This window comes from Nitratireductor sp. (assembly GCF_017794765.1).
Classification (GTDB): domain Bacteria; phylum Pseudomonadota; class Alphaproteobacteria; order Rhizobiales; family Rhizobiaceae; genus Nitratireductor.
The window spans coordinates 474,739-497,829 of record NZ_CP051236.1 but is presented as its reverse complement, the minus strand read 5'-3'; the positions used below and the strand labels follow the sequence as shown (position 1 = coordinate 497,829).

Annotated in this window: 22 protein-coding genes; 13 read left to right on the top strand and 9 right to left on the bottom strand. The window is 60.8% G+C overall.

The window, feature by feature from the left end:
* Positions 1-119: 119 nt before the first annotated feature.
* The 7 genes from HF949_RS02400 (at position 120) to HF949_RS02370 (ending at position 7,247) form a co-directional block, all read left to right on the top strand.
* Positions 120-1,607, top strand: coding sequence for an FGGY-family carbohydrate kinase (locus tag HF949_RS02400; RefSeq protein WP_292898122.1), 1,488 nt, complete (start codon positions 120-122; stop codon positions 1,605-1,607).
* Positions 1,604-2,377 (top strand): SDR family NAD(P)-dependent oxidoreductase, encoded by a 774-nt coding sequence (locus HF949_RS02395; protein WP_292898121.1) that lies wholly within the window; start codon positions 1,604-1,606, stop codon positions 2,375-2,377. Before HF949_RS02400 ends, HF949_RS02395 begins: the two co-directional genes overlap by 4 nt.
* 494 nt (positions 2,378-2,871) lie before the next feature.
* Positions 2,872-3,873, top strand: coding sequence for a TRAP transporter substrate-binding protein (locus HF949_RS02390; RefSeq protein ID WP_292898120.1), 1,002 nt, complete (start codon positions 2,872-2,874; stop codon positions 3,871-3,873).
* 44 nt (positions 3,874-3,917) lie between these two features.
* Entirely contained in the window at positions 3,918-4,358 is a 441-nt protein-coding gene (locus tag HF949_RS02385; RefSeq protein WP_292898119.1) for a TRAP transporter small permease, read from the top strand.
* On the top strand, positions 4,355-5,647 hold the full coding sequence (locus tag HF949_RS02380; protein ID WP_292898118.1) for a TRAP transporter large permease: 1,293 nt from the start codon (positions 4,355-4,357) through the stop codon (positions 5,645-5,647). Before HF949_RS02385 ends, HF949_RS02380 begins: the two co-directional genes overlap by 4 nt.
* Positions 5,648-5,658: 11 nt before the next feature.
* On the top strand, positions 5,659-6,813 hold the full coding sequence (locus HF949_RS02375) for an aminotransferase class V-fold PLP-dependent enzyme (protein ID WP_292898117.1): 1,155 nt from the start codon (positions 5,659-5,661) through the stop codon (positions 6,811-6,813).
* The gene (locus HF949_RS02370) at positions 6,810-7,247 is read left to right on the top strand and encodes an SRPBCC family protein (RefSeq protein ID WP_292898116.1); all 438 of its coding nucleotides are present in this window, start codon (positions 6,810-6,812) and stop codon (positions 7,245-7,247) included. The genes HF949_RS02375 and HF949_RS02370 overlap by 4 nt, the downstream gene beginning before the upstream one ends.
* Positions 7,248-7,258: 11 nt before the next feature.
* Here HF949_RS02370 and HF949_RS02365 read toward each other — a convergent pair whose 3' ends face one another.
* From HF949_RS02365 to HF949_RS02330, 8 genes are all read right to left on the bottom strand, one after another.
* Complete coding sequence (locus HF949_RS02365) at positions 7,259-7,966, bottom strand: GntR family transcriptional regulator (protein WP_292898115.1); 708 nt, start codon at positions 7,964-7,966, stop codon at positions 7,259-7,261.
* A 78-nt stretch (positions 7,967-8,044) separates the two neighbouring features.
* Positions 8,045-9,214 carry a pyridoxal phosphate-dependent aminotransferase gene (locus HF949_RS02360; RefSeq protein ID WP_292898114.1) on the bottom strand — a complete coding sequence of 390 codons (1,170 nt, stop codon included), beginning with the start codon at positions 9,212-9,214 and terminating at the stop codon, positions 8,045-8,047.
* Between the two features lie 78 nt (positions 9,215-9,292).
* Complete coding sequence (locus tag HF949_RS02355; RefSeq protein ID WP_292898113.1) at positions 9,293-10,555, bottom strand: ABC transporter substrate-binding protein; 1,263 nt, start codon at positions 10,553-10,555, stop codon at positions 9,293-9,295.
* On the bottom strand, positions 10,552-11,889 hold the full coding sequence (locus tag HF949_RS02350) for an NAD(P)/FAD-dependent oxidoreductase (protein ID WP_292898112.1): 1,338 nt from the start codon (positions 11,887-11,889) through the stop codon (positions 10,552-10,554). Before HF949_RS02350 ends, HF949_RS02355 begins: the two co-directional genes overlap by 4 nt.
* Positions 11,890-11,893: 4 nt before the next feature.
* Positions 11,894-12,838, bottom strand: a complete 945-nt coding sequence (locus HF949_RS02345) for a branched-chain amino acid ABC transporter permease (protein WP_292898111.1) — start codon at positions 12,836-12,838, stop codon at positions 11,894-11,896.
* Positions 12,835-13,743 carry a branched-chain amino acid ABC transporter permease gene (locus HF949_RS02340; protein WP_292898110.1) on the bottom strand — a complete coding sequence of 303 codons (909 nt, stop codon included), beginning with the start codon at positions 13,741-13,743 and terminating at the stop codon, positions 12,835-12,837. Before HF949_RS02340 ends, HF949_RS02345 begins: the two co-directional genes overlap by 4 nt.
* A complete protein-coding gene (locus tag HF949_RS02335; protein WP_292898109.1) occupies positions 13,743-14,471 on the bottom strand; it encodes an ABC transporter ATP-binding protein in 729 nt (242 codons plus the stop codon). The genes HF949_RS02340 and HF949_RS02335 overlap by 1 nt, the downstream gene beginning before the upstream one ends.
* Positions 14,468-15,307 carry an ABC transporter ATP-binding protein gene (locus HF949_RS02330; RefSeq protein WP_292898108.1) on the bottom strand — a complete coding sequence of 280 codons (840 nt, stop codon included), beginning with the start codon at positions 15,305-15,307 and terminating at the stop codon, positions 14,468-14,470. The genes HF949_RS02335 and HF949_RS02330 overlap by 4 nt, the downstream gene beginning before the upstream one ends.
* A gap of 83 nt (positions 15,308-15,390) precedes the next feature.
* Here HF949_RS02330 and HF949_RS02325 point away from each other — a divergent pair, with 83 nt between their 5' ends.
* Both HF949_RS02325 and HF949_RS02320 read left to right on the top strand, forming a co-directional pair.
* Positions 15,391-15,780 carry a RidA family protein gene (locus HF949_RS02325; protein WP_292898107.1) on the top strand — a complete coding sequence of 130 codons (390 nt, stop codon included), beginning with the start codon at positions 15,391-15,393 and terminating at the stop codon, positions 15,778-15,780.
* A 999-nt stretch (positions 15,781-16,779) separates the two neighbouring features.
* Positions 16,780-17,655, top strand: a complete 876-nt coding sequence (locus HF949_RS02320) for a lytic transglycosylase domain-containing protein (RefSeq protein ID WP_292898106.1) — start codon at positions 16,780-16,782, stop codon at positions 17,653-17,655.
* Positions 17,656-17,757: 102 nt separating this feature from the next.
* On the opposite strand, the gene HF949_RS02315 is transcribed toward HF949_RS02320, so the two are convergent.
* On the bottom strand, positions 17,758-18,003 hold the full coding sequence (locus HF949_RS02315; RefSeq protein WP_292898105.1) for a hypothetical protein: 246 nt from the start codon (positions 18,001-18,003) through the stop codon (positions 17,758-17,760).
* 335 nt (positions 18,004-18,338) lie between these two features.
* Here HF949_RS02315 and HF949_RS02310 point away from each other — a divergent pair, with 335 nt between their 5' ends.
* The 4 genes from HF949_RS02310 to HF949_RS02295 are packed head-to-tail and all read left to right on the top strand — an operon-like array spanning position 18,339 to position 23,023.
* A complete protein-coding gene (locus HF949_RS02310; RefSeq protein WP_292898104.1) occupies positions 18,339-19,655 on the top strand; it encodes an NAD(P)H-dependent oxidoreductase in 1,317 nt (438 codons plus the stop codon).
* Positions 19,656-19,669: 14 nt separating this feature from the next.
* Positions 19,670-20,704: a thiamine pyrophosphate-dependent dehydrogenase E1 component subunit alpha gene (locus HF949_RS02305; RefSeq protein WP_292898103.1), complete on the top strand. Its 1,035-nt coding sequence runs from the start codon at positions 19,670-19,672 to the stop codon at positions 20,702-20,704.
* Entirely contained in the window at positions 20,704-21,714 is a 1,011-nt protein-coding gene (locus tag HF949_RS02300; protein ID WP_292898102.1) for an alpha-ketoacid dehydrogenase subunit beta, read from the top strand. Before HF949_RS02305 ends, HF949_RS02300 begins: the two co-directional genes overlap by 1 nt.
* 1 nt (position 21,715) lies before the next feature.
* Positions 21,716-23,023, top strand: coding sequence for a pyruvate dehydrogenase complex dihydrolipoamide acetyltransferase (locus HF949_RS02295; RefSeq protein WP_292898101.1), 1,308 nt, complete (start codon positions 21,716-21,718; stop codon positions 23,021-23,023).
* Positions 23,024-23,091 lie beyond the last annotated feature (68 nt).

Below are 23,091 nucleotides of genomic sequence, written 5' to 3'. Positions count from 1 at the left end.
AGCGCCGGAGGCAGTTCGACGAAAACGAGGATTGCTTTTCGAGTTTTCGAACCAAAGAAGTTTAGCCGCCTTGCAGAGCCTATGGATCGTTGAGGCGGGTCAGATGGGAGGAGGAATGCGTGGCTTATTTCCTGACGGCTGACGGCGGGACCGAGAGCATACGAGCGCGTGTCTATGACTTGAAGGGAAACTGCCTTGGAACAAGTGCGGTGCCTTACCAGACCGATTTCAAGCCCGGGCGCGTGGAGCAAAATCCGGAGGACTGGTGGGCGAACTTCGTTCGCGCCGCGCGCGAAGCGATCCGCAAAGCAGGCGTTAACTCAGATGGCATCGAGGCCATCTGCTACGCCACAACCTGCTGTACCGTTGTTGCCCTTGATGAAAACGGCCGTGCCCTGCGCCCTGCCATCATGTGGATGGATGTGCGTGCGCATCAGGAGGCTGAGGATGTGCTGGCCACGGGCGATGAAGCCCTGCTTTTGAATGGGGCTGGGCAGGGTCCGGTCTCCGCAGAGTGGATGATCCCGAAAGCCCTGTGGTTGAAGCGCAACGAACCACGGACCTTCGCGAATGCCCACAGGATCTGCGAGTACCAGGACTTTCTCACCTACCGCCTCACAGGCACATGGGCGGCGAGCCTCGACAATGCCGGACTGCGCTGGCACTACCGTTCCCGCTCGGGGGGATGGGCCTCAAGCCTGCTCGCCGCACTGGACCTGTCGGAGCTTGAACAGAAATGGCCCGAGCGGGTGGTGGCGCCGGGCGAGGTGATCGGAACGCTCACCTCGGCTGCGGCCAACGAGCTGGGCCTGTCGGCGAATGTGAAAGTGATACAGGGTGGCGCGGATGCGCTCATCGGCATGATTGGTCTGGGGGTTCACAAACCTGGACAGCTGGCCATGATCACAGGCTCTTCCCATCTTCAATTCGGGGTGACCGAGAGCCCCATCCATGCGCCCGGCGTGTGGGGCAGCTACGCCGACATTGTGTATCCCGACCGTTGGATAGTGGAAGGCGGTCAGACTTCCACAGGCTCCATCATCAACTGGCTTTCGCGGCTCAAGGGTGCCCCGCTCGATTTCGATGATCTCAACCGAAAGGCCGCAGCCCTGGAACCCGGGTGTGACGGGCTCATCGTTCAGGATCATTTTCAGGGTAACCGCACGCCACATACCGATCCACTTTCACGTGGTGCGATCGTTGGACTTACGCTCGGCCATGAAATTCACCACGTCTTTCGTGCCATCATGGAGGGTATTGGTTTCGGTACCCGCGCCATTCTCGATGCTTTCCGGTCGGCCGGGTATGCCGGCGAGGAGATGACCGTGGGAGGCGGTGCCACCGGTTCGGATCTGTGGCTGCAAATCCATGCGGACACGGCAGGTATTCCGGTGCGGGTACCGGCTTCGCCCGATGCACCGTCGACGGGCTCGGCGGTGCTTGCCGGAGTGGGAGCTGGCCGCTTCGCAACCATCGATGAGGGTATCGAAGCGATGGTCCATGCGGGCAGGTTGATCGAGCCCCGTGCAGACAGTGTCGCGAGATACGATGAAATTTACGCGAAATACGCTGCGCTTTATCCGGCTTTGAAGGAGGTCTTGGCATGACGGCTCATGAACATTCCGGCTCCGCCGGCAGAACGGCTCTCGTGACAGGAGCAAGCCGTGGCATTGGGGCGGCGATTGCCAGAGGGCTGGCGAAACGTGGATATGATGTGGCGCTGAATGATATTGAGCGGCAAAAAAGCGATCTCGAGCGGGTGGCGGAAGACATTAGCGCTCTGGGTCAGCGAGCGGAGCTGCTCTATGCGGATGTCAGCAGCAAAGCAGAAGTCGAGACCATGGCCCAGAAGGCGCTGGAAGCTTTCGGCAAGATCGATGTTATCGTCAACAATGCCGGCATCCTCATTGCCGGTGAGGTCGATGGCCTTCCCGAGAAGACCTGGGACGCAGTGATGGATGTGAATGCGAAAGGCGCGTTCATGGTGATCCAGGCGCTCCTGCCCTCAATGAAGAGCCGCGGCTATGGGCGTATCGTGAATATCGCCTCCATCGGCGGGAAGCATGGTGCTCCGGAACAGGCGCACTACTCCGCCTCCAAGGCTGCGGTGATGGGATTTTCACGCGTTCTTGCTCAGGAGGTCGGGCCGCTGGGGATCACCGTGAACTGCGTATGCCCCGGCATTATCCTGACCGATATGGGACGGGTGAATCTGGATGACCCGCTCGTGCGCGATGCCTGGAAATCGAAAACCGCAATGGCCCGCATTGGCGATCCTGAAGATGTTATCGGCCCTGTTGCTTTCTTCGCTTCCGACGATGCGGGCTTCGTTACCGGTCAGACGCTAAACGTCGATGGCGGGATCGTGTTCTCGTGACTTTCTGAGGCTCATAATGTCGGGGGGCACGCCTGGGCGGCGCCATAAACGCTGTCATTCGCCTTCTCCCACCGACGAGTGGGCTGCTCTGGCGCGTCTCGCTTCAGGCACATTCTGAAGGGCGTTGCGGGATCCGGGGGAAGTGCTTCTGCAACGAAGAAAGCTCTCTCTCTGATGTCCGGAAGCCAGAGGGATGCCGGGGGGAGCCTTCGGATGCACGAGTTCCGCAGGTCAAAGGACGCTCGCATGGATTGCCGAGCAAGCTGTCGATGTTTCAAGTTTGAAAGATATTATTGATCGACAGTCCGTTCTGTGATCATATGATCATCAAACTGTGGGGAACTCTTAGCCGCGATGTCGGGAAGTGTTTTCGGCATGGGCCGCGCGGACGACAGGCCGTTCTTTGGGCGCATCAGTCTTCAGCCTTTGGCGAAACCATCGACACCTGCACACGGTGAGGTCAACGCTGATCGTGACAATCAGGGAGAAGAACATTGAAAAAATTCATCGCTACGCTGGCCATCGCGGGCTTTGCCGCTTTCAGTAGCGCAGAGGCTCAGGAGATCAAGGTTGGCCTTTCGCTGCCACAGGATCTGCCCGGCTTCGACTTCGTCAACGGCATGTATGAGACCTTCAAGGCCGAGGTGGAAGCCAATTCCGACATGACGGTCGATCTCGTCTATGCCGGTGCGCTTGGCGCCCCCAATGAACGCCTTGCGCAGATGCGTCGCGGCGTCATACAGATGAGCGATGCGGCCGATGGTAATTTCGCGACCATTCACAGCGATGTGCAGATCCTCAACATGCCTTACCTGTTTCCCGATGAGGAAACGGCATGGGCCGTATTCGATGGTCCCTTTGGCGACGAGCTTGCCGAATCCATCCGCGAGAAGACCGGCGTGCGTGTGCTGGGCTGGTGGGAATCGGGTGGCTTCAAGCATTTCAGCGCCAGCCGCGCCATCAACGGCCCGGACGATATGAAGAGTCTGAAAATGCGCGTGCTCGGCCCGCTTGCCACCATTCCGGTGGAAGCGCTCGGCGCATCGGCGGCGCCGATCGCCTTTGGCGAGCTTTACACCTCGCTCAAGACCGGCGTCGTCGACGGGCAGGACAATTCGGTTTCCGTGTTCAACCTCGTCAAGCTTTATGAGGTCCAGCCCCATCTGGCGCTGACCGGCCACACCTACGCCTTCGGCCCGCTCGGCATCAATGATGCCTTCTTCTCCGGTCTCTCGGAAGACAAGCAGAAGGTGATCACCGATGCGGCGGAAAAGGCCATCAGGTTCAACCGCCAGAAATCGCGTGAGATCGAGGCCAATGCCATCGCTTTTGCCAGGGAGCAGGGTGTGGAGATCATCGAACTCGACGATGAGGCGCGTGCGGCCTTCAAGGGTGTCATGCAGCCGCCGGCACGGGCATGGCTCAAAGAGAATGTAGACAATCCGGATCTGATCGACGCTGCGGAAGCTGCCGTCAAGGCTGCCGCAAACCAGTGAGCGCGGGCTTTGCTTCAAGGCTGATACGGGGTGTGGAGACGGCGTTGCGCGTCGTCGCCGCGCTCTGCCTTGCCGGCCTGACCCTGCTTGTCACCTTTCAGGTGGTGGCGCGCTACGGCATCGGCTCGGTGCCGATCTTCACCGAGGAAGTGGCGCGCTATGCCATGATCTGGATGTCGCTGCTGGCCGCTGCCGTTGGTGTGCGCGAGGCAAGCCATATCCGCATCGACTTCGTGCCCGGTCTGCTGGAGGGTGTCGCACCGCGCCTCAATCTGGTGCTTGAGGCGGTGCTCGACCTTGTTTCGCTGACCGGCTTTCTGGTGCTCATCTGGTATGGCGTGGACATGGTGATGTTCGCCGCTGGCCAGACCAGCGAAGGGCTGCGCCTGCCGCTCTCCTATCCCTATCTGGCGGTGCCGGTGAGTTTTGTCTTTGCAGCGCTCTTTGCTTTTCTGCGCCTCAAGGAGCGCGTCGCCCGGTCATGAGCGCGTCCCTTTCCGTTCTTCTCATCACCTTTCTGGGGCTGATCATTGTCGGGCTCCCCATTGCCTGGGGCATGATCGCGGCGGTGATCGCATGGATGGCCTTTACCGGCCAATGGGCATTTCTGCCCATCGTGCCGGAGCGGCTTTATCAGGGCATGGATTCCTTCGTTCTTATGGCGATCCCGCTTTTCATCCTCGCCGGTGAGCTCGTCAATGAAGGCAAGATCACCGACCGGCTGATCCATTTCGCCAATGTGCTGTTCGGCTGGATGCGCGGCGGGCTGGCGCAGGTGAATATCGGCGCGTCAATCCTGTTTGCCGGCATCACCGGCGTGGCGCTGGGCGACATTGCCTCGCTGGGACGCGTCTTCATTCCCTCCATGGTCAAACAGGGCTATTCCAGCGCTTATGCGGCGGCTGTCACCGCCTCCTCCTCCATCATCGGGCCCATGGTGCCGCCTTCGCTGGTGGCGGTGATCTATGGATCGATGACCGGTCTCTCCATCGGCGCGCTGATGGCGGCCACACTCATTCCCGGCCTGCTGATCGGTCTGGCGCAGATGATCCTTGTTGCCATTCAGGCGCGGCTCAACAATTTTCCCCGCATAGAGATGGATCGCAATCCTGCCGCTGTCGCTTCGGCTACGGGCCACGCAATCGTGCCGCTGATGATCCCTGTGATCATCCTCGCCGGCATGCTGGGCGGGATCATGACACCCACGGAAGCCGGCGGTGTCGCGGCGGTCTATGCGCTGGTTGTTTCGCTGGTGCTTTATCGCAGCGTGACATTCTCTTCGCTGGCAGCCGTTTTCAACCGTTCTGCGCTGTTCTCCGGTCAGCTTCTCATCATCGTGGGTTGTGGTGCGGCCTTTTCATGGGTGATGGGCATGGAGAACGTGCCGCGTATGGTGGGTGAGATGATCTCGACCTGGGATCTCGGCCTGATCGGCACCATGCTGGTGTTCAACGTGATCCTGCTCGTGCTCGGCATGTTCATCGATCCGACCACGGTGATCATCCTGTTCGGGCCCCTGCTTTCGGCAGCTGCTGGCCATGCGGGCATCGACCCGTTGCATTTCGGCGTCGTCGCGATCCTCAATCTCAACATCGGGCTTTTGACGCCGCCTCTGGGTGTGTGTCTTTTTGCGGCGGAGCGTATTGCCAATTGCGGCTTTGCGGCGCTTCTCAGGGCCACTGCCCCCTTTCTCCTTGTCAATCTCATTGCGCTGACGATCATCGTGGCCTTTCCCGGGCTCAGCCTGTGGCTGCCGCACATTCTCGGCTTTTGAAGGATGGTTTCATGACTGCGACACCGCTTCCCTCCGATGGATCGGGCTATCTGCTCTATCACTCCATCGGCATGTATCCCGGCAAGGGCGAGGCGATGGCGAAAGCCTTCACCGATTTCTCAGGGCTCTGGGCGGCGCTCGATGACGGGCAGTGGATGCAGGCGCTCACCCTGCGCGCGCGATTCATCGATCTGTGGCGTGATCTGATTGCGGCGGATCCCGGGACGCTGACATCAGCGGAGAATGTCACCACTGCGCTTTACAGCGTTGTCGGTAGCCTGCCGGAAAAGCATCTGAAGGGCAAAACGCTTCTGGTGGCCGGCGACTGTTTCCCGAGCCTGCATTTTCTACTGGCAGGGCTTGCGCCGCGCCTTGGCTTCACGCTGAAGACCGTGCCCTTGCGCGCGGGTGAAAGCTGGGTGCGCGACGAAGACATGATGGCCGCCTGGGACGAGAGTGTCGGCGTAGCGCTTTTGACCTTCGTCACCTCCACCGCGTCGCACAGGAGCGATGTCGCCCGGCTTATCGCTCATGGGCGCAAGATGGGCAGTCTGGTGGGCGTCGACATCACGCAGGGAGCGGGGCTTGTTCCTTATTCCGTGAAAGAGACGGATGCGGATTTCACCGTTTCCACTACGCTCAAATGGCTCTGCGGCACGCCGGGGGCGGGCATATTGCACATGAAGCCGGAGCTGATTGCAGCGTGCAGTCCGGAACTGCGTGGCTGGTTCAGCCAGGAGAATATTTTCTCCTGGGATCTGGATGCATTTCAATATGCCGGTGATGCGCGGCGCTTTGATCATGGAACGCCATCGGTTCTCGCCTGCGCAGGGTCCGTGCCGGCGCTGGAATGGCATGGGAGGCAGGACCAGACGGCACTGCTTGCCCAGAACCGCGAACTGGGCGCAATGATCATTGCGGAAGCTGACAAGCTTGGACTTGATCTCGTGACCCCTCGCGAAGACGAGAGGCGCGGCGGCAGCCTGATGGTGCGCCTGCCGGAGAATGTCGATGGCGCAGGGCTGATCGACCGGCTGCGCAAGATCGGTGTCTTCACCGATTGCCGGGGGCCGGTCATGCGGCTTTCGCCGGGCATCGTTACAAAGCCGGAAGGGATCGAGGCGCTGTTCCGGCACTTGCGTGATGCGGAAGGACTTGGACAGTGACGAGCTCTGAATTTGCCCATTCCGTCACGGCGCTTGTGAATGTGCCGGCAGAAAAAGCATTCGCCTTCATGTGCGACCCGCTGCTTCTGGGTCGCTGGTCGCTGGGTTGCATGGAGACGAGGCCGACCGAGTTGGAAGGGGTCTATACCGGCACCTCGCTGTTTGATGGCGGGATGGGGTTTTTCGAGATCGATGCCGATGAAAAGCGGCTCATCGTCGATTTCCGCCTGGGGGATCTCAAACAGCGCCAGCCGCGCATCTCGGCGCGCATCATCCCGGCGGAAGTCTGCGGGCTTGAAGAAGGCAGTTGTTACCTGACGCTTGACGCGTGGCGTTCAGCTGGAATGGATGAAGCGCGATGGGAGCGGCTTCGCCGGGCCCACGAGGCTGAGATTTTTCTGATCAAGGCGCAGTGCGAGGCACTTTTCGCCTGATATGCGGCGCACTAGGCGGTGTCATCCTCGCAGAGTTGGCGCAGCAGGGTCTGCGTGCCAGTGATGTCGGCGACCATATGGGCGCGCGCTTCCACGGCATTGCGCTGTTTGAGAGCTCCGACAATAGCGTGGTGGTGCTTGGAGAATGGCTCATGCAGCCCTGTCCCAAGTTTCGGCGCGATATAGGATGAAAGCATCCGCATATAGGGGCCGTAGCGCAGCCATAAGGAATCGATCAGCTGCATAAGCACATCAGAACGTGATGCCGCATAGATGGCGAAGTGGAAATCCCGGTTCTTGAGCAGCATTTCATAAACGTCACCCGCCGCATGAATGGATTCATGCGCTTCGACCAGCCGCTCCAGATTGGCAACTTCCTCGTCGCTGATACGTTCGGCGGCCTGCTCGGTTGCCAGTCCTTCAAGCGCCACCCGCGCCTGGCAGATATCGTCGAGCCTCCGGGCGGAAACGGGCGGCACATGTGCTGAGCCGTTGGCCGCGATTTCCAGGGCATTTTCGGCGCCGAGCCGACGCAAGGCTTCACGGACTGGCATGGGGCTGGTGCCGAAGGTGGCGGCAAGCGCCTTTATGGTCATGATCTGGCCCGGATCAAACCGGCCGACAATCAATGCGTTGCGCAACTGATGGTAGACGCCGTCGCCGATGGTGACTCGAGTGGAGACGGGCTGCAGTCCTTCCCCCAGTTGCAATTCACTCATCGCCGTTTCCTCGTTTTGTGCCGCTCGGCCCCTTGATAGCCGTACAATGGGCGAGGGTCCATATCTGCGATCCTCGCTCTACAGATCGTTGAAGAAGCGTCCAAGACGATCCATGGCCTCCTCGAGGCGTTCGTGGCTTTGCGACCCGAAGCACACGCGCAGATGGTGTTCGCCGGCTGTGCCATAAAAACTTCCCGCCTCGACCACCACATCGACCTTTTCCAGAATGGCGTCGGCGGCAGCCTGTGCGCTTAGCCCTGTTCCGCTGATGTCGGGAAAGGCATAGATCGTGCCTTCGGGCCGGGCGCACTTCACGCCGGGCATCTGGTTCAGGCGGCTCACCACCATATCACGCTTGCGACAATCATCATCCACCATGTCCTGAAGCGCGGAGGCCGGCCCCTTGAGGGCGGCTATCGCAGCGTGCTGGATGAAGGTGTTGACGTGGGTGACCTCGGTGGTGGTGATTTTCATCAGGGCGGAGATCAGGCTTTGATCGGCGGCGATGTAGCCGAGCCGCCAGCCATCCATCGCGTAAGCCTTGGTAAAGGCGAACATGGTTACGGTGCGTTCCTTCATGCCAGGCAGGGAGGCAATGCTGATGTGTCTGGCGTTGTCGAAAAGAATCTGCTCGTAGACTTCGTCCGCGATGACCCACAGATCATGCTCGATGGCAAGGTCCGCCACCACCTGCAACTCCTCGCGCGTATAGACGCGGCCAGTTGGGTTGCACGGGTTGACGATGGCGATCATGCGCGTTTTGGGGGTGATGTGCTTCTCGATGAGGTCGCGTCGGATGGCAAATCCGTTCTCCCGGTCCAGCGGGGCCATGACCGGCTTGCCGCCTGCCATCTCGATCTTGCCGACATGCTGCGGGTAATAGGGTTCGAGAAGAATGCACTCCTGATCATGGTCGAGCAGCGCCATGAAGGCAGCAAAAGAAGCCTGGGTCAGTCCGTTGGTGACCACGATCTCGGAAGCCGAAACATCGATGCCATTATAGCTGCGAACCTTCTCCGCCATGGCTTCGCGCAGCGGCAGGATGCCCTGTAGATCGCTGTAGTGGACGTGCCCGTCCCTGAGGGCCTGAATGGCGGCGTCCTTGATATGGTCGGGTGTGTCGTGAATGGGCTGGCCGAGTTCGAGATGAATGATGTCCCGACCTTCGGTAGGGAGCGCGGCCGCCTTGGCAACCATGCCGTAGCTCTTCTTGGACGTGTGGGTGATGCGTTTTGCGAAACTCGGCATGGAATTTCAGTCCTGTCATTGGGGCTTTGAAACAAAAGGGCTGGCCGGGCTGCGAGAGCGAAGGCCAGCCCCTGACTGCTATTGCAGTTTTTCGAGCGCTGCCTCGACGCGGGCTTTGTCCCAGCGGTCGAGCGTTGCCAGTTCTCCGTCCTTGACGCCGTAGATGAGGTAAGGGCCGGTCACATCGCCGTTCTCGTCAAAGGTGATGGGCCCGGTCGCACCCACATAGCGGATGGGCTTGCCCTCGGCGATCAGGGTCTTGGCCTTCTTGAAGCCCTCGGCGCCAGGATAGATCGGCTCGCCTTCGCCGCCAGTCACCTTGCGGATATTGTCGCGGATTGCGGTGCCATCGGCTTCGCCCGCCTGTTCCATTGCCAGAAGTGCGACAGCGGCAGCGTCATACATCACGTGGAGGCCGGGGCCGTTCGGGTCGGAGCCCTTGGCGTCCTTCCAGCTCGTGTTGAAGGCTTCCACCGACTCGCCCTCGACCTGTGCATTGTCGATGCCATAGGCATTTTCGAGATATTGAGCGCCGACGGATTCCACGAATTCATCCGCGCGAAGCGCATTGCTGAGGATGAGGTTCTGGCTGCCGCCGAAAGAAATCCACTCGCGGGCAACAGTGGCTCCGTCCGCCGGGAAGGCGACGAGGAACAGGGCGTCAGGCTCGGCCTGAAGCGCCGCATTCACCTCGGCGCGGTAGGAGGCCTGCTCCTGATTATAGGGCGTGACGCCCGTCACCTCGATACCGAGCTTTTCGGCATCGTCCCTGAAGCGGGTAGCGAGGCTGACACCGTAATCCGAGTTGACATGGATGACGGCGATTTTCTTGTAGCCTTTCTCGGCAGCGATGGTGGCAAGAACTGCCGCCTGTGGGCGGTCGGTTGGCAGGGTGCGGAACCAATAGCCTTGCGTGCCACCTTCCCTGGCCAGTTCGGTGAAGCTCGGCGCGCTGGAGCAGCAGGAAATCTGCGTGACCTTGGCCGGCACCGTGACCGAGGTGAGAATCGGCAGCGAAACACCGGACTGGATGGCGCCCAGAAGCACGGGCACCTTCTCGATTTCGACGAGGGTCTTTGCGGCATCGACGCCGACATTGGGCGAGCCCTGATCATCGCGCAGGATGAAATTGACCTCGCAGCCATTGACGCCGCCGGCCTCGTTGAAATGGTCGATGGCGAGCTTTCCGGCATCGCCAATGGCCGAGCCGATGGCCGCCATGGAGCCTGTGATGGAGAGCACCGAGCCAACGGCGATCTTGCAATCCTGCGCCTGTGCGCTTGCTGCTCCCGATAATACGAGCCCGGCCCCCATCAGGCCGGAGGCGATCATTGATTTCATGTCAGTTCCCCTTTCTTCGTTTTGGTTGTCACATGGCCTTTGGGCCGCATTTTCGTCGTCCGCCGGTCGTCCCAGATGCCTTTCGCAAGGTAGAAACGGGGCGCGAGGCCGGCGAGGCGGCGGAAGGGAAGTGGACGCGCCGGGGCGAGCGGCACGGCCAGAGAGCCGAGATCCCTGCCAGTGGCGGCGTCGGCGAGCACGTCTCCCAGCATGGTGGTGAAGGCGACACCGCGGCCATTGCAGCCGATCGCTCCGACGAAACCCGGTCCAAGCCTGTAGAGATGGGGCAGAAAATCGGTGGTGACCGCTGCCGTGCCACGCCAGGCATGGGCGAGCCGGGGTCGATGGTCGAGGCCCAATTCGCTCACCAGGCGGTCGAGGATCTTCTCGCCCATGCGACGCTCGCCGGTGAAGGGGCTGAGCGCCATGCCTCCGGAAATCAGCCGATTGGCGGCATCGAGCCTGTAGGTGAAGATATTGGCACGCGTGTCTGAAACGGGTTCGCGGTTTGGTGAGAAGCGCCTGACGGCATCACCCTGCAACGGCTCGGTCGCCATCTGGAATACGGTGAGCGGAAGGATGGCGTGTCCAAGACGAGCGGCGATGCCTCTTTCGGAGGCATTGGTGCACATGACCACCCGCCGGGCGGTGATTTCCAGATGGGGCGTCTGCACAACCCATCCACCATTGCGCGCGGATATGCCGGTCACCGGAGCGTTTTCGACAATGGCCGCTCCGGCGGTGTTCGCCAGATGAGCGAGACCCTGAACATAGGCCAGCGGATTGATCATGCCGCCCGACGCATCATGCAACGCGCCATGGTAGAGCGGCATGCCGGTGCGGGTGGCCGTTTCTTCCGCGTTTAGCCATGTGACAGGTCGGCCAAGCGCCTGCCAGGCGGCAACGCGTTTTTGCAAATCCTTCGCTGCGGCTTGTGAATGCGCCGGTTGCAGCCAGCCGGTCTGCTCTGCCTGCTTGCCAAGCCCCATGGCGTTTGCCAGGGAGAAGACGCGCTCGCCACCCCTGCCGACGAGGTCCAGCAGGGCCTTGCCTTTTTCATCGCCGAGGCGTCGAACCACCGTTTCGGGATCGGCCTTGGAGAAATTGGGGACCACGAAACCCGCATTGCGTCCGCTGGCACCGAAGCCGATTTGCTCGGCTTCGAGGAGAACCGTGCTCACCCCGCGCTCTGCAAGCCGCAGTGCTGTTGTCAGGCCGGCAATGCCGCCTCCGATTACAGCCACATCTGCCCTGCGCGCACCCGTGGCGGCGGGGAAAACCGGTTTGGGCCCGGCTGTCTTGCGCCACAATGTGTCGGGGTGAGCAGTTCTCATCGGCTCAGTCCGCGTGTTTCGACACGGATTCGGCTTCGCCGATCAGGCCGCGCGGGCGGAAAATCAGCGTTAGGACGATCAGAAGGCCGATCAGGATCACCTGAATAGCGCCACCCTGAGACTGATAGGCGACTGGCAGGAAGCGGCTGATGGCGAGCCCGCTCATGGCCCACAGGGCCCATACGCCGACCGCGCCGACAATGGCGCCCCGATTGTTGCCGCTGCCGCCCACAATCAGCATGGCCCAGATCTGGAAAGTGAGGATGGGCAGGAAATCGAGCGGGCTGACATAGCCGATGAAGCCAACATAAAGCCCGCCGGCCAGGCCCATCAGAACGCAGCCGAGCACGAAGACCTCCAGCCGCACCCGTGCAGGGTTCCGCCCGAGCGAGCGGGCTGCGGTCTCATCCTCACGCACGGCTTTCAAAAGCCGGCCCCAGGGCGAGCGAACAGCCGTTTCCAGTGCCCAGTAGACGAGACCGGCCATCACGGCGACGACGCCCAGATAGAAAAGGTTGTAGCCGGCGGGGCTATCGAACAGGCCAAACAGCGGACGCGGCAGGCCGACAAGCCCTTGCGCTCCGCCGGTCAGGCTCTCGAAGTTGAGCGCGACGAGCTGGATCGAGATGGCGATGCCGAAAGTGGCGATGGCGAGATACTCCTCGCGCAATCGCAGCGTGGCGAGCCCCACGATCAGCGCCGCAAGCGCGCAGAGCGCCATGCCGCCAAGAACGGCAAGCGGGAAGGGCAGGCCGAACCCGCCGATGAGATGAGCACGGTCGGGGCCGACGAGGATTGCCGTGCCATAGGCACCGATGGCGAAAAAGCCCACCACGCCGGCATTGAAGAGCCCGGTATAGCCCCACTGGATGTTGAGCCCCATCACCACGATGGAATAGGTGAGCGCGACGATGAGGAAGAAAACGAGATAGGCAGCAAAGCCGGTCATGATTTGCCTCCCCCGACCGTGCCGGCGAAAATGCCGGTGGGCCTGATGTAGAGAACCAGAAGCAGGATCATGAAGGGCACGGCCAGCTTGTATCCTGCGGGGATGAAGAGGACGGAGATGGATTCGGCAAGGCCGACGATCAGCCCGCCGATCACCGCGCCGAAGACATTGCCCACACCACCAAGGATCGCCGCGGCAAAGAGCGGCAGAAGAAGGTGGAAGCCGATCTCGGGCCGAAGCTGCACGGTGAGACCGTAAAGCACACCTGCAATGGCGGCGAGCGAGGCGCCGATGATCCAGGTCCAGCGCACCACATGACGGGTGTCGATGCCATTGACGCGGGCAAGCTCCGGGTTTTCAGCAAGGGCACGCATCGACAGGCCCAGCCGCGTTTTCTGCAGGAAGAGATGCAGCGCCACGACGATCACAGCCGTCAGGCCAAGAGTGAAGATCTGGTCGGGCATGATGCGCAGACCCGGCGCAACCTTCATGGCGATCTGCAGCGTGTTGGAATAATACTGCGCCGCGCCGCCAAAAAGCAGCAGGATCACCATGCGCACCAGAAGCGAGACGCCAAAGGAGCCGAACACAAGCGTCAGATGATTGGCGCGGCCGCGCAGGGGGCGGTAGACCAGCCAGTCGATGGCGAGCGCCAGAAGCGCCGTTGCCACCATGGCGACCAGAGTTGCCATGAGAAGCGGCACACCGAAGGAGAAGGGCGCAAGCGGCCCCATGAAGGCCCCGGTGAGTGAAAGGACACCCAGCGCCATATAGGCGCCCCAGGTGACAAGTTCCGCATGGGCGAAATTGGCAAAGCGCAATATCCCCATGGTCAAGGTGAGCCCGATCGCGCCAAGCGCGATGATGGACCCGCTCAATATGCCGTCGGCAATGGCTTGCAGCATCAGCGTTTGCGCCCCCCGGCGCCCAGATAGATGGAAGTGACTTCGGGATCCTCGACCAGGGCGGCGGAAGGTCCGTCGATACGGTTGCGTCCCTCGGCGAAGACATAGGTGCGGTGGGAGATGGCAAGCGCTGCCTTGGCGTTCTGCTCGACCATCAGGATTGCCACACCGTCTTCGACCAGCGCTTTCAACCGCTCGAAAACCTCGCTCACCATGAGCGGTGAGAGACCTGCGCTCGGTTCATCGAGCATCAGAAGGCGCGGGCCGGTGAGAAGGGCGCGCGCCACCGCCAGCATCTGCCGCTGTCCGCCCGACAGCACGCCGGCCTTCTTGTCGCGGTAGCGCTTCAGATCCGGGAAGGCCTCATAGCCCCGCTCGATGCGGGTTTTCGCTTCCGACTTCGGGAGGCTCGACGCGCCGACCAAAAGGTTCTCGTTGATGGTGAGCGTGGTGAAGACATTGGCCACCTGCGGCACATAGGCCATGGAGGCCTCTGCCATGCGGTGGGTCGGCAGGTTGGTGATGTCGCGGCCCTCGAGCCGCACCATACCGGAGGAAACGGTCAACACGCCCGCCAGTGCCTTGATGAGGGTGGATTTTCCTGCTCCGTTCGGCCCGATGATGGTGACCATCTCCTGCGGCGCGACGGTGAGCGAGAGCCCGTGAATGATCGGCAGGTCCGGCTTGTAACCGGCCACCACGTCCTGAACGTCGAGAAGCGCGCTCATGCCACGGCTCCGCCGAGATAGGCCTCGATCACCTGCGGCTGTGCGATCACCTCTTTTGGCGTGCCTTCGGCGATCACCCGGCCCGTGGCCATGACCACGATGTGGTCGCAGAGCGACATGATGAAATCCATATTGTGCTCGATGATGAGGAAGGTGAGACCGCGCTTGTTGAGTTCGACAATGCGGTCGACGATCGTGTCGAGCAGAGCGGGATTGACACCGGCACCCGGTTCATCGAGCAGGAGCACCTTCGGATCCGCCATCAGGGCGCGCGCCAATTCGACCAGCTTTTGCTGACCGCCCGAGATGGAGCCTGCCAATTGCCGTTCCACAGGCAAGAGGCCGCAGAATTCGATGATTTCGCGCGCCCGCTCCCGGTTCTGCCGCTCCTCGCGCGCCACTGTGCCCGGGCGGATCCAGCTGTTCCAGAAACGCTCTCCGGCCTGGCGCTCGGGAACGAACATGACGTTCTCCAGTACCGTCATGCCGGCAAAGGGACGCGGAATCTGAAAGGTGCGGGCGAGCCCATTCGAGAACACGCGATAGGGCGGAAGCGAGCCGATCTCCGTGCCGTCCAGCCGCACGGATCCGCCATCCAGCGCATATTCGCCGGCGATGGCGTTGAACAGCGTCGTCTTGCCGGCCCCATTCGGTCCGATCAGCCCGGTGATGCGCCCTGCTTCGGCGGCAAAGCTCACACCATCCACCGCGCGATTGGCACCGAATGTCTTCACCACGCCGGCGGCTTCAAGCCGGCCACGGCGCGCGCCTTCTGCGCTGCTCGCGCGGATCGAAAGTCCGCTTGCGCTATCCCCTGGGGGTAGGCTTTCGCTCATGGGTTCCCCTTTTTGTTGCTTCTTGACCCAGGAGCCTATTTGTGATCACGTGATCACGTCAAGACATTTCGAGGTTAAAATTTATGAGCGACACGAAAAGGTGGACGATCAACTCCGGCTCCCGCTTTGAGGAACTGGCCGGCTACTCCCGGGCGGTGATTGAGGGAAACTGGATTTTCGTTTCCGGTACCGCGGGTTTCAATTTCGAGGATGGCTCGATTTCGGATGATGCCGCCGAGCAGGCCAGGCAGGCTTTGCGCACCATCGAAGCGACGCTTGAAAAAGCCGGTGCGGCCATGTCGGACATTGTTCGTGTCCGGGTTTATCTGGCCAACCGCGAGGATGTGATTCCGGTCTCCAAAGTGCTCGGAAAAACGTTCTCTGATCCACGCCCCACCAATACCACCATCATTTGCGGTTTCGCTGAGGAAGTGATGAAGGTGGAGTTGGAAGTGACTGCCTTGAAGCAGTAGTTTTTTGCCGCCTGTCACGAGAATGAGTGCGGTTGGCACAAGTCTTCGCAATTGCCTGGGCCCACTGCGGGCGACGAGGGGTTTTGTCCTCTGGCTGGCGCGCATGAAGGCACCGTAGAAAACTATGAGCTGCGGGTGGCGGCGACAGTTGCCGTAACCAGGGGAGCGAAAACACCGTCCGGCCGGGGAAAGTGCCGGAACGGGACTTCGATATGACTTTGCGGGCCCTGCCTGACCCCGAGGACGGTCAATCGGCAGCATGTCGCGAGCGCCGAGGAACCTCTGACCAGCGAGGTCCACGAGACTCTTTTCGACAAGGGGCTCATTCTCTCCAACCACTGCAGTGCCGGCAACCGGGAAATCGGCGGCACCATACTGCAACGCCTCAAAGAAAGCGGCGCGGCCGGGAAGTCACAGCTTCTCGGGAAATGCGCGAGTCTGCGAGCCGCGAAGCGGTCAGCCGCAACATCGAATCAATCACGATGCTGCGCTTGTCGGAGCAGCTGGTTTACTGGGGCGGTCACAAGGCCGTCCCCGGAAAGAGCCATTTCGAGTTTGACGGGTTCGCCATCGAGGTCCCGCGATCACGACGCTCCGTCGTGCCGCTGTCCGCGCTTGAGTGGCGCTCGTCCTTTTGTTCGTGCCGATTCCCGTATTGGTTTGCGCGGGTGAGCGCCAGCTCGATTTCACCAGTGTAACAGCTGTCGAAATCTTCATAAGCCGCGTTTCTCGGGGAGGAGATGTTCATGGGGATCCCGACTTCTTCTGAGCGCAATCGTCAAAGAGACCGATGCGCTGGCTGGCAGTTGACCGTGACTTCCGCCTGACATTTCCCCCATCCAGAAATTTCGGCCTCTCCCAAATTGGAAAGTTGTAATGCCGACCGGTTTTTGCAGCCCGGCCTCTTTGGCTCCGCCGCAGATTTGTCCGGCCCGGCTCCGTGATCTTGTCTGTCCACGTCGCGCGTCCTAGGCTTTCATCGAAGAGAAGGGGTGGCCGATGCGACATGCGCGTCCTTGCAGCCGGTTCGGACTTGGCGCCGTTTTGGGGCTGTTTGTGCTGGGGGTCTCCGCTGTGGTTGCCGAGGAAGCATCCGGCGAGACCGAAAAGACCAGACTGGTTGCTTCGATCTGCCGTCTGGTGGAGTTCAACGCCCGGGAAAACTTGCTGGATCCTGCGTTTTTGGCGCGGCTGCTCTGGAAGGAAAGTCGTTTCAACCCCAATGCCGTCAGCCCAAAGGGCGCCGAGGGCGTGGCACAGTTCATGCCGGGTACGGCGGCGCTAAGGGGCCTCGACGATGCATTCGACATCGAGAAGGCCATCCCTGCCTCGGCCATATATCTGGCGGAGCTGAGAAAGAAATTCGGAAATCTCGGCCTGGCGGCCGCAGCATACAATGCCGGAGAAGGGCGCGTTTCCCGCTGGCTCGAGAAAGGAGGGTTCCTGCCACTGGAAACCGAGAACTACGTTATGGCGATACTTGGTGCGCCAGCCGACACGTTTTCAGACCGGAAGCCGGATGTCAGCATCGAACCGCTGCATCCAGAAAAGACCTTCGATGTGGCGTGCCGTGATCTACCCGTTTCTGCGCGTGCTGTCATGGCCATGACCAGCGTACACACAAAGCCCTGGGGTGTGCAGGTTGCAGGACACTTCCGCCGTGATGTGGCGATCAGGCTATGGCAGATGGTGCTGCGCAGGCACGCGGTGCTCCTGGAGGATTACGAACCGGTCATTACGCGGGTCCGCTCATCGCGGGGATGGCGTGGTATCTATGCTGTACGGATCGGCGCTGACAGCCGCTCAGATGCCGTTCAGGTCTGTGGGAACTTCCGCCGGAATGGGTTGCCATGTGTGGTCTTGCGCAACAGATAGCATGCTCTTGTAAAGTGGTATTGGTCGAGCAGAAATGATGGCGCTGGATAGAAAAAGGCCCGGAGTGATTTCCGGGCCTTTGTCAAATTGATTTTACGAGCATTAGCTGTTGTTCGAGGCCGAACGGCTTACCAATTCCGGGCGACCGTCTGAGCCAACAACATAAATCTCGATATAATCTTTTCCGTTCGAAGTAAATTGGTGCTGAAGAACAGAGCCAACCGGAGTTTTGCTGAGAGTGGACTGGGAAGGTCCATCAAAGCTGATGCTTCCTTTGATAGGCTCAACAGCAAAAGCGGGGGCGGCAACGAAAGATGAAATAACGAGGGCAGAAAGAACAGTTTTCATTTTAATACTCCTGATAGCTTTCAACAAGCCATTCACATGTCCTTCAAGAAGGGTGTGATATTACTTTCAGCATGGGGTTATTCCCTTGCTGGTTCCTCATTTAGGGAGCCACTGTTCGTTTCGTCAGATCGTAATTTTGAAACAGAGCGTTCACAAATCCTGGAATGTTACGATCTGCACCTTCCTTCAGGGCAGCTTCCTTCCATCGCGGCGATCTCTCTGGCGCTGACGGGTCGGTGGAGCATTCTCCAAGAATGGACATTCGTATTGACACCAAAACAGATGTTCAATAAGCCTCGGGTCGAGGAAACGTCCATCTGGGAGAGTGGTCAGAAATGTCTGCCAATGTTGCGCTTACCGGTCTTGCCCGGGATCTTGAGGATCGGGCCAAATCCGGCAAGCCGATCCGTATCGGCCTCGTGGGGTCTGGCGAAATGGGGACCGATATCGTCACCCGCGTCGCACATATGCCGGGTATCGAAATCGGCGCCATTTCGGAGCTGAACCTGCCTGCGGCCAGCCGTGCCGTGGATATCGCCTATCAGGAAGAAGGCCATGCCAAGGAAGTGGACAGCCAGTCGGCCATGACCACGGCCATGGAAGGCGGCAAGGTGGCCGTCACAAACAATGCCGACCTGCTTCTTGAAAACGATCTGATCGATGTCGTGATCGATGCGACAGGCGTTCCGGCCGTCGGCGCGGAGATTGGCCTCAAAGCCATGGAACACGGCAAGCACCTCGTCATGATGAATGTCGAGGCGGATGTGACCATTGGCGCCTATCTCAAGAGCGAAGCCGATCGTCTTGGCGTGACCTATTCTCTGGGCGCCGGCGACGAGCCGTCTTCCTGTATGGAATTGATCGAGTTCGTCTCCGCCATGGGGCATCCCATTGTGGCGGCCGGCAAGGGCAAGAACAACCCGCTCAACATCGATGCGATCCCGGACGACTATGCCGAGGAAGCAGCGCGCCGCAACATGAATGTGCGCATGCTTGTCGAGTTCGTCGATGGTTCGAAGACCATGGTCGAGATGGCTGCCATTGCCAACGCTACCGGTCTCGTGCCGGACAAGCCGGGCATGCATGGCCCCAAGGCCACGCTCGATGAACTTTCTTCCGTGCTGGTGCCGGAAAAGGATGGCGGCGTGCTCTCGCGCGTCGGCGTGGTGGATTACTCCATCGGCAAGGGCGTCGCGCCCGGCGTCTTCGTCGTCGCCGACATGTCGCATCCGCGTATTTCGGAGCGTATGGAAGATCTCAAGATGGGCAAGGGGCCTTACTTCACCTTCCATCGTCCCTATCATCTGACCTCGCTGGAAGTGCCGCTCACCTGCGCCCGCGTGGTGCTCTATGGCAAGCCGGACATGGTGCCGCTCGACAAGCCGGTTGCCGAGGTTTGTGCCGTTGCCAAGAAGGACATGCAGCCTGGCGATACGCTCGATGCGATCGGGGAATACTGCTACCGTGCATGGATCATGACGGTGCCGGAAGCCCGCGCTTCCAGCGCGATACCCTGCGGCCTACTTCAGGGCGGCAAGGTCACCAAACCCATCAAGAAGGGTGAACTCATCACGTCCGAGAATGCTGCGCCGCCGGCCGGTTCGAAGATTGCCGAGCTGCGCGCGCGTCAGGACAAGCTCGTTTACGGCTAGACAGGAGCATGAATATGTCGGCCACGGCCAAGAAGGGTGCCGCGAAAAAAGACGGCGCCAACCAGCCTTTCATTTACAGGCATTATGATCAGGAAAAGCTGCGCGATGCGCTGCGCAAGATGTATCTGATCCGCCAGTTCGAGGAAGGCGCGGAAGAAAGCTATATGCGTGGTCTGATCCACGGCACGATGCATCTTTCCATCGGCCAGGAGGCAAGTGCTGTCGGCATCTGCCTCGGGCTTTCCGATGAAGACCAGATCACCTCCACGCACCGTGGCCATGGCCACTGCATCGCCAAGGGTGCTGATGTTTCGCGCATGTTCGCCGAGTTCTTCGGCAAGACCACCGGCTATTGCCGTGGCCGTGGTGGCTCCATGCACATCGCCGATGTGTCGACGGGCAATCTCGGCGCAAACGGCATTGTCGGCGGCGGTCTGCCGATTGCCGTCGGCGCCGCGCTGACCGCCAAGAAGATGAAGACCGGCAATGTTGTCGTCTGCTTCTTCGGAGACGGTGCAAACAACGAAGGCGCGTTCCACGAGGCGCTCAATATGGCGGCCATCTGGAAGCTGCCGGTGATCTTCGTGTGCGAAAACAATGGCTATGGCATGTCGACTTCCGTCGCCCGCGCGACAGCGGTTCCCAACATTGCCGACCGTGCTTCCGCCTATGCGATGCCTGGCGTGATCGTCGACGGCAATGTCGTGTCGGATGTGGCCGAAGCGATGCACGACGCGACCGAGCGCGCGCGCAATGGCGAGGGTCCGACGCTTATCGAATGCAAGACCTATCGTTATCGCGGCCATTCCAAGAGCGATCGCAACCGTTACCGCACCAAGGAAGAGATCGAGGAGTGGATGACCGAGCGCGATCCGATCGAGGCGTTTGAATCGCAGCTTATGGAATTCGGTGTCATCGATCAGAACGGGATCGAGGAGATCCGCGAATCGGTCCGCAAGGAAATCGAGGCCGGCATCGAATTTGCCAAGGAAAGCCCGATGCCCGAGGTCGCCAATCTTGAGAAATACGTCTACACGGAGCAGGCCTGATGGACGCGCAAGTCGAGACAGCCACGCGTGAACTGAGCTACGCGCAGGCGATCCAGGAAGCCATGGCCATTGCCATGGAGCGTGATGAGCGCGTGTTCCTGATGGGTGAGGACATCGGCGTTTATGGCGGTGCTTTTCAGGTCACCGGCGATCTGGTCGAGCGTTTCGGCACCGACCGTGTCATGGACACGCCGATTTCGGAACTGGGCGGCGCAGGTGTTGCAGTCGGTGCCGCTGTCACCGGCATGCGTCCGATCTTCGAATTCCAGTTCTCCGATTTCGCCACACTTGCCATGGAGCAGATTGTCAACCAGGCCGCCAAGATGCGCTACATGCTGGGCGGCGCCGTTTCGGTGCCGGTCGTCATGCGCTTCCCGGCCGGTTCCGGCACGGGCGCTGCCGCACAGCACAGCCAGAGCCTTGAAGCGTGGCTCGGCCATGTGCCCGGCCTGAAGGTCATCCAGCCAGCCACTCCACACGATGCGAAGGGCATGCTGCTTGCGGCCATCGAGGATCCCGATCCGGTGATGATCTACGAGCACAAGCTCCTCTACAAGATGAAGGGCGAAGTGCCGGAAGGCTATTACACGGTGCCGATCGGCAAGGCCGAGGTTCGTCGCGAAGGCGCGGATCTCACCATCGTCGCCACGTCCATTATGGTGCACAAGTCGCTGGATGCCGCAAAGCAGCTTGCCGAAGAGGGCATTGACGTCGAGGTGATTGACCTGCGCACCATCCGCCCGATGGATCGCCAGACCATCATTGAGAGCGTTTGCAAGACTTCGCGTCTGATGTGCGTTTATGAAGGCGTCAAGACGCTTGGTGTCGGGGCGGAAATCTCTGCCATGATCGCCGAGAGCGAGGCCTTCGATTATCTCGATGCCCCCGTCGTTCGCCTGGGTGGCGCGGAGACGCCGATCCCCTACAATCCGGAGCTGGAGAAGGCGACGGTTCCGCAGGTCGACGGCATCGTCAAGGCCGCCCGCGATCTCGTCACGGGAGCGCGCTGACATGGCTGTTGAAGTCATCCTGCCCAAGGTCGACATGGACATGGCGACCGGCCGCATCTCTTCCTGGCATGTCGAGGAAGGCGCGACCGTGAAGAAGGGCGATCTCCTGTTCGAGATCGAGACCGACAAGGCGGCCATGGAGATCGATTCTCCCGCCGCGGGCATCGTGCGCAACATCACCGGCAAGGAAGGCGTCGATATCGCCGTCGGGGAGGTTGTTGCCTGGATCTATGAGGAAGGCGAGGCCGTGGCCGATGCACCGGCTTCCGCACCGGCAGAAGCGGTTGCCGAGGAGCCTGCAAAGGCTGAAGCGCTGGCTCCCGTCGAGGCTGCCGCGCCCGTTGCGCCCGCAGCCGAAGTCACTGCCTCTTCCGCAGGCGTTCGCGCCTCCCCGCTTGCCCGCCGTCTGGCGAAGGAAGCCGGGCTCGATCTTGCGGCCATTTCGGGCTCCGGTCCGAAGGGGCGGATCGTCAAGGCCGATGTGGAAGCAGCGGCGAAGGATGGTGGCGCGAAATCAGCCGAAGCAGCACCTTCTGCAGCGCCCGCCGCACAGCCGGCCATGTCCGACGATCAGGTCATGAAACTGTTCGAGGAAGGCTCCTACGAGCTGATCCCGCATGACAGCATGCGCAAGACCATCGCGCGCCGTCTGGTCGAGGCGAAATCCACCGTCCCACATTTCTACCTGACGCTCGACTGCGAGATCGACGCGCTTCTGGCGCTGCGCAAGCAGCTGAACGAGGCCGCGCCGAAGGTGAAAACCGAGGATGGCGAGAAGCCGGCCTACAAGCTGTCGGTCAACGACATGGTCATCAAGGCGCACGCAAAAGCGCTTGCCATGGTGCCGGAGGCCAATGTCTCCTGGACCGAGAGCGCCATGGTGAAGCACAAACATGCCGATGTGGGCGTGGCCGTGTCGATCCCCGGTGGCCTGATCACGCCGATCATCCGCCGCGCCGACGAAAAGACGCTGTCGGCGATTTCCAACGAGATGAAGGATCTGGCCGCGCGGGCGCGCTCGCGCAAGCTGAAGGCGGAAGAGTATCAGGGCGGCAACACGGCCGTTTCCAATCTCGGCATGTTCGGCATCAAGGACTTCGCCGCCGTCATCAACCCGCCGCATGCGACGATCCTTGCGGTGGGTGCTGGCGAGCAGCGGCCCGTGGTGAAGGATGGCGAGGTGAAGGTTGCAACGGTGATGTCGGTGACGCTTTCGACCGATCACCGGGCGGTGGACGGTGCGCTTGGCGCTGAACTCCTCGCCGCCTTCAAGAAGGTCATCGAGAATCCGATGGCGATGCTGGTGTAATACGCGGCCCCGGCTGGCAGAGGGGCTCGTGGCCGGGGCAGCGGAGGGGGAGCGGTCTGCATTCATTT